Here is a 5,773-nt window from a genome sequence, read left to right as displayed (position 1 = left end):
GAAGTCCATCGCGAAGCGACGCCGAAGGCGCCCTTGACTTTGGAGGGGCGGCCCCGTACGCAAGCGCCACCCCACCACCCGAACACCCATTCTCGTTGATCGGCTTCTCGCCCCGGGAAGTACCAAGTCCCGGCCGAGTGAATAGGCCACCTCAAATACTCGCCTCCGCGCCGTGCCCGCTCCCTCACTGCCAATTCCTTGAAGCCCTGCGGTCCAACCGCCCACGCAGGTTGGCCAGCCGCCCGACACCAGCGATCCGGCCCCGCAACGAGAGATGAACTCTCGCCAGGAAGCCGTCCCAAGACCGGAGAGTTGGCGAGCGAAGTGGTCAGGCACGTCGGAAGGTGCGCTTCGCCGGGAGCCAGCGCCTCGTAAGCGCGCCCGCGATCGAGGCAGCCCCAATCAGGACGTCGACCAGAGGGCGCCGGACGGCCGCCAGATGCCGCACTCGGGATGATCGTCGCTCCTGACCACGCCGTAGGCGGTGATGCCGAAACCCCCGCCACAGCCGACGAGAAGTCCGAATCGATCCCGAGCGGCTCCACGTCCAACGAGCGCACCGCTGAACACTCACCGGTGCGAGGCGCCCGGCACCGGGAGCTTGGTTGGGACCGAGCACGTCGGAAGGTCGACTGTCCGGTGAGGTCGACCGTCCGCTCGGGCCAACTGTTCCGGGGAGACCGACCGCTCGAAGAGACCGATCGACCCCCTGGAGCTGGCCGTGCTGAAGGCCCGACGTCTCAGGAGGCTGACCCCACCGAGACCGGGGTCAGCCGTGTCCGGGCGGGGTCAGCCGCGTTCGGGCGGGGTCAGAGGAGTCGGGCGGCGAGGAGTGCGGCGCCGTGCACGGCGGCGCGGTCGCCGAGCCGCGTGACGGCCAGCGGGGGAGCAGGACGGAACAGGAGGCGCTCGGCGAGCCGCGATTGCAGCGGTTCGAGCAGCAGCGGCCCCGCCTGCGCCAGGCCGCCGCCCAGGACGAACAGCCCCGGGTCCAGAAGCAGAGTGGTGGCGGCGAGGCTGTCGGCCAGGCAGTCGAGGGCCTCGGACCAGATTCGCGCGGCGAGATCGTCGGTGCCGGCCCGCGCGATCACGTCCTCCGCGCGAATGGTGCCCAGGCCGCTCTCGTCGTCGGGCACTGTCCCGTCTGTCGAGCTGAGCGCCGTGCCGTCGACCCTGCTGCCGCCTGCGCTGCTCGCGCTGCCGCCTGGGTTGACTGTGGCGCCGCCCGCTGTGCCGTCCACCGTGAGGCTCGTGCTCCCGGTCACGCCACCTGCGTCGCTTGCAGCGCTGCTCGTCGCGCCGGCCCGCGTGCCACCCGTCGCGCCGCCCTGCGTGCTGCTTGCATCGCTCGCCGCGCTGTCCAGCGTGCTGTCCGCGTCGCGGACTGTGGTGCCTGGCGTGCTGCCCGTTGCGCTGACGGCGGTACCCGCTGCGCCGTTATGCGTGCTCCCGGCAACGGCGACCGCGACGGGGACGGCGGCGTGGCCGGTGGTGTAGCGGCGTGCGATGGACGCGGCGGACGCGTACGTCTCGAGGCAGCCCTTGTTGCCGCAGGCGCAGTCCTCGCCGCCGGGCCGCACGACGATGTGCCCGACCTCGCCGCTCCATCCGGAGACGCCCGGGTAGGTGGTGCCGTTCAGGATCAGCGCGGCGGCGATGCCGGTGCCGATGGCCATGAAGACGAAGTCGCCCGCGTCGCGTCCGGCGCCGAGGACGGCCTCGGCGAGGCCGCCGGTGCGGACGTCGTGCCCGACGGCGACGGGGACGCCGAGCCGCTCCTGCGCCAGGTGCAGCAGCGGCACGTCCCGCCAGCCGAGGTTCGCGGCGCGGACGGCGGTGCCGGACGCCTCGTCGACGATGCCGGGGACGGCGATCCCGGCGGCGCGGGCGGGGCGTCCGAGGGCCTCGGCGCGGGCGGCCATGTGGGCGGCGAAGTCGAGGATCCCGCCGACGGGGTCGGCGCGGTCGGTCGGCCACGTCTCGGAGATCAGCACCTCGCCGCCCGCCCCGGCCCCGGGGGAGGGCGGGGCGGGGACGAGGGCGGCCTTCATCGACGTGCCGCCGACGTCGATCGCGATGAGGGTCACTTGACCGAGCCCGCGGTGAGGCCGCCGATCAGGTACCGCTCGATGAACACGAAGAGGATCACGACGGGAACGATAGCGATGAGCGAGGTGGCGAACAGGTACTGCCAGTGCGCCTGGTACTGGGTGACGAACGACGGGATCGCGACGGTCAGCGGCTGCCGGTTGGGCGACGCGGTGACGGTCAACGCGACGATGTACTCGTTCCAGGCGGAGATGAACGTGTAGACGACGGCGGTGATGACTCCCGGGGCGGAGATCGGGAGCGTCACCCGGAACAGCGCGCCGACGCGTCCGGCGCCGTCCAGGAACGCGGCCTCCTCCAGTTCCTTGGGGATGCTGGAGAAGTAGCCGTGCAGGATCCACACGCAGAACGGCAGGTTGAACGCGGCGTTGACGAGGATCAGCGCCATCAGCGTGTCGGTCAGGTTGAGCGCGACCATCTCCCGGAAGATGCCGATGACCAGCGCGGTCGGCGCGAACATCTGGGTGACGAGGACGAGCAGCAGGAACGCGCCGCGCCCGCGGAACCGGTTGCGGGCGGTGTAGTACGCGGCGGGCATCGCGCACGCCAGCGTCACCACGGTGGCGACGGCGGCGACGATGAGCGACACCCGCATGTTCGTCCAGATCGGCGCGGCCTTCCAGACGTCCACGAAGTTCGACCACTGCCAGTGCCCGGGCAGGTAGGTGCCGGGCGACTTCGTCAGCTCGTGCTCGGTCTTCAGCGAGGTCAGGAACATCTGCAGGTACGGCGCCACGAAGATCAGCGCGACCAGCCAGCCGACCCCGGTGAGGACGACCTTGCGGACGGGAGAGCGTTTCATCGGACCTCCTCCCGCCAGCGCGTGGCCCGCAGGTACACCAGCACCATCACCAGGATCAGGACGAAGTTGACGACGGCCATCGCGGCGGACTCGCCGACGTGCTGGTCGTAGAACGCGAGCTTGTACATGAAGGTGGTGGTGGTGTCGGTGGCGTGCCCGGGACCGCCCGCGGTCATCGCCCAGATGATCGGGAACGAGTTGAAGACGTTGATCACGTTGATGATGGAGGCGATCAGGACGGCGGGCCGCAGCAGCGGCAGCGTGATCCCGAAGTAGGTGCGGAACGCGCCGGCGCCGTCGACCCGCGCCGCCTCGTACACGTCGGACGGGATGGACTGGAGCCCGGCGAGGATGACGAACGAGGTGAAGGGCAGCGACACGAACACCGCGACCCACATCATCCACACCATGGCCTGGTGGGGGTGGCCGAGCCAGTTCACCGGCTTGTCGATGACGTGCAGGTCGAGCAGCACGCGGTTGACGATGCCGGAGTAGTTGTCCAGCATCCACTTCCAGATCAGCGCGGTCATCAGCACCGACGCGGCCCACGGGACGATGACGGCCCAGCGGACGACGCGGCGGCCGGGGAAGCGGGCGTTGAGCAGCTGGCCGATCGCGAGCGACAGCACCATCGTGACGACGACGATGCCCGCGACCCACAGCAGCGTGCGCAGCACGACGGGGACGAGGGCGTCCTCGTCGAACAGGTCGGTGTAGTTGGCCGAGCCGCGGTTGCCGAGCGTGACGCCGGACGAGCTGATCTTCAGCAGCGAGGTGCGGACCATCTCGATGACGGGCCACAGCACCACGACGGCGATGAGCACGATGGACGGGCCGAGCCACAGCAGCGGGACCAGCGCGCGCCCGACGCGCCTGGGCAGGGAGGCGCGGGACGCCGGACGGAGCCCGGCGTCCCGCTTCACGGCGACGTCCTGCACTCAGCTCGCCTTTTCGGCGGTCTGCTGGATCTCGTCGAGCACCTTCTTCGGGTCCTTGTCGGCGACCGAGGTGCCGAGGCTCTGCTTGACGGCGCCCGCCACCGCGGACCACGCGGGGTTGCTGGTGGGGGCGAACTTGCTCGTCGGCAGCGCGTCCACGAACTGCTTCATGTACGGGTCGGAGCTGAGCGCGTCACCGGCGGACTTCGTCGTCGGCAGGAAGCCCTCCTTCGAGAGGAACCGCGAGACGTTGTCCTTCTGGTAGAAGAAGTCGAGGAACTTCTTGACGGCCTCCTTGTTCTTGCCGTCGTTCTTCTTGAAGGCGTCGAGGACGTCCATGACGCCGAGCGTGTTGGGCTGCGAGCTCGCGTTCTTCACCGGCAGCGAGGTGACCCCGAAGTTGAGGTTCGGGTTCGCCGGGGTGATGAATCCGGCCTTGGTGAACGGGCCGCCGATCGCCATTCCGACCTTGCCCTGGGCGAACTGGTTGAACACCGTCTTGCGGTCGGTGCTCTCCGGGTTCGGCTGGGTCAGCCCGGACTTGTTGAGGTCCTTGAGGAAGTTGAGGGTGTCGATGTTGGCGGGCTGGTTGATGGCCCATTTGCCGGACGAGTCGACCCAGCCGCCGTTGTCGTTCATCGCCCAGGAGAAGAACTCCGCCTGGGCCTCCTCGGGGCCGAGCGGCAGGCCGTAGCCGATGGCGCCGGCCTTCTTGACCTTCTCGGCGTCGGCCTTGATGTCGGCCCAGGTCTTGGGCGGGTCGGTGATGCCGGCCTTCTTGAACAGGTCCTTGTTGTAGAACATCAGCCGGGCGCTGGAGATGAACGGCAGCGTGTACTGCTCGCCGTTGAACTTGGCCTGCTCGACGAACGTGGGGGTGAAGTCGTTGAGCGTGGCCGGCGACACGACCTCGGACGCCTTGTAGAGCAGGCCGTCCCGGGCGAAGTCGGAGAACGAGTTGTAGTTGAGGATGTCGGGGACCTGCTTGGTCTGGACGTAGGTCTTCACCTTGGCGTCCATCTGGGTCCAGTCGACCATCTCCAGGTTCACCTTGTACCCGGAGTTCTTGGCCTCGAAGTCCTTGATCAGAGCGTCCCAGAACGGCTTGGTGTTGTCGTCGTAGATCGCCGCGACGAATTTGATCGTCTTGCCGTCGGAGTCGTCTCCGCCGGACGAGCTTCCCTTGCCGCATCCGCTGACGCCGAGTGCCACGGTGAGGCCCGCGGCGATGGCGCCGATGAGGTGCCGTTTCATCTGTCCCCGCCTTCTTCGGCTCGCACTTGCGGACGCTCCCGCGCGTCCGTGCGTCGTTTTTCGGCCCGCATGTTCACGCCACCCCGGACCGGTCGTGCGGCGTGCCGTCGCATGACCCTTTGGCGTGGTCCTCCCACGGGCGGCGTCGGCCGCCCGGCCCTCCTCCCTTTCGCGCATGAAAAATTGTGCGCGGTGCGAATGCTCACTGAGCACAAACGCGCGTGGTGGCCATGAAGATAAACACTGGTCCGTACCAGTTCAAGGGGTGCATTACGCAAGAGGCTTAACCGTTACCGGAGGGGGGGCGTGGTCCGGTGTGCACGCTGGGCTGGTCTGGTCGGCGGGTTTCGGCCGCCGATCGCGCGGTTTTGGTGCCCTCACTCTGCGCGGAGGCCCTGTGACCTGCTGTGACGGTCGCGTGCCGGGGGCTCGCGGGGAGGGTCGGACACTGGCCTGCGGCCTGTTTTGTCGTTCTTTACGCGGGTAGCCCGCCGCACGACCCCGAAAGAACGGCGAGGTGACGAGCACATGAACTTCCGGACCGGGTTCGCCGCCGGTGCGGGCGGCGCGCTGGCCGCGGTCGCGGCCGGATGGGCCGGAGATGCTGGAGGTCCGCGAGGTGCCGGTCCCGGCGGTCCGGGACGGCTGGAGCCTGGTGCGGGTCGAGCGC

Annotated in this window: 4 protein-coding genes; all 4 read right to left on the bottom strand. The window is 69.0% G+C overall.

All coding sequences use genetic code 11. From position 1 onward, the window contains the following. Nucleotides 1-809 precede the first annotated feature (809 nt). The 4 genes from ABZ914_RS44780 to ABZ914_RS44765 are packed head-to-tail and all read right to left on the bottom strand — an operon-like array spanning nt 810 to nt 5,103. A complete protein-coding gene (locus ABZ914_RS44780; RefSeq protein ID WP_500200795.1) occupies nt 810-2,087 on the bottom strand; it encodes an ROK family protein in 1,278 nt (425 codons plus the stop codon). Beyond that, on the bottom strand, nt 2,084-2,911 hold the full coding sequence (locus tag ABZ914_RS44775) for a carbohydrate ABC transporter permease (RefSeq protein WP_190864801.1): 828 nt from the start codon (nt 2,909-2,911) through the stop codon (nt 2,084-2,086). Before ABZ914_RS44775 ends, ABZ914_RS44780 begins: the two co-directional genes overlap by 4 nt. After that, nucleotides 2,908-3,849 carry a carbohydrate ABC transporter permease gene (locus ABZ914_RS44770; protein ID WP_500200794.1) on the bottom strand — a complete coding sequence of 314 codons (942 nt, stop codon included), beginning with the start codon at nt 3,847-3,849 and terminating at the stop codon, nt 2,908-2,910. Before ABZ914_RS44770 ends, ABZ914_RS44775 begins: the two co-directional genes overlap by 4 nt. After that, nucleotides 3,850-5,103, bottom strand: coding sequence for an extracellular solute-binding protein (locus tag ABZ914_RS44765; RefSeq protein ID WP_500200793.1), 1,254 nt, complete (start codon nt 5,101-5,103; stop codon nt 3,850-3,852). Nucleotides 5,104-5,773 lie beyond the last annotated feature (670 nt).

The sequence above is a fragment of the Spirillospora sp. NPDC046719 genome (genome assembly GCF_040645715.1).
Classification (GTDB): Bacteria; Actinomycetota; Actinomycetes; order Streptosporangiales; family Streptosporangiaceae; genus Spirillospora.
This window is presented reverse-complemented; position numbering and strand designations above follow the sequence as displayed.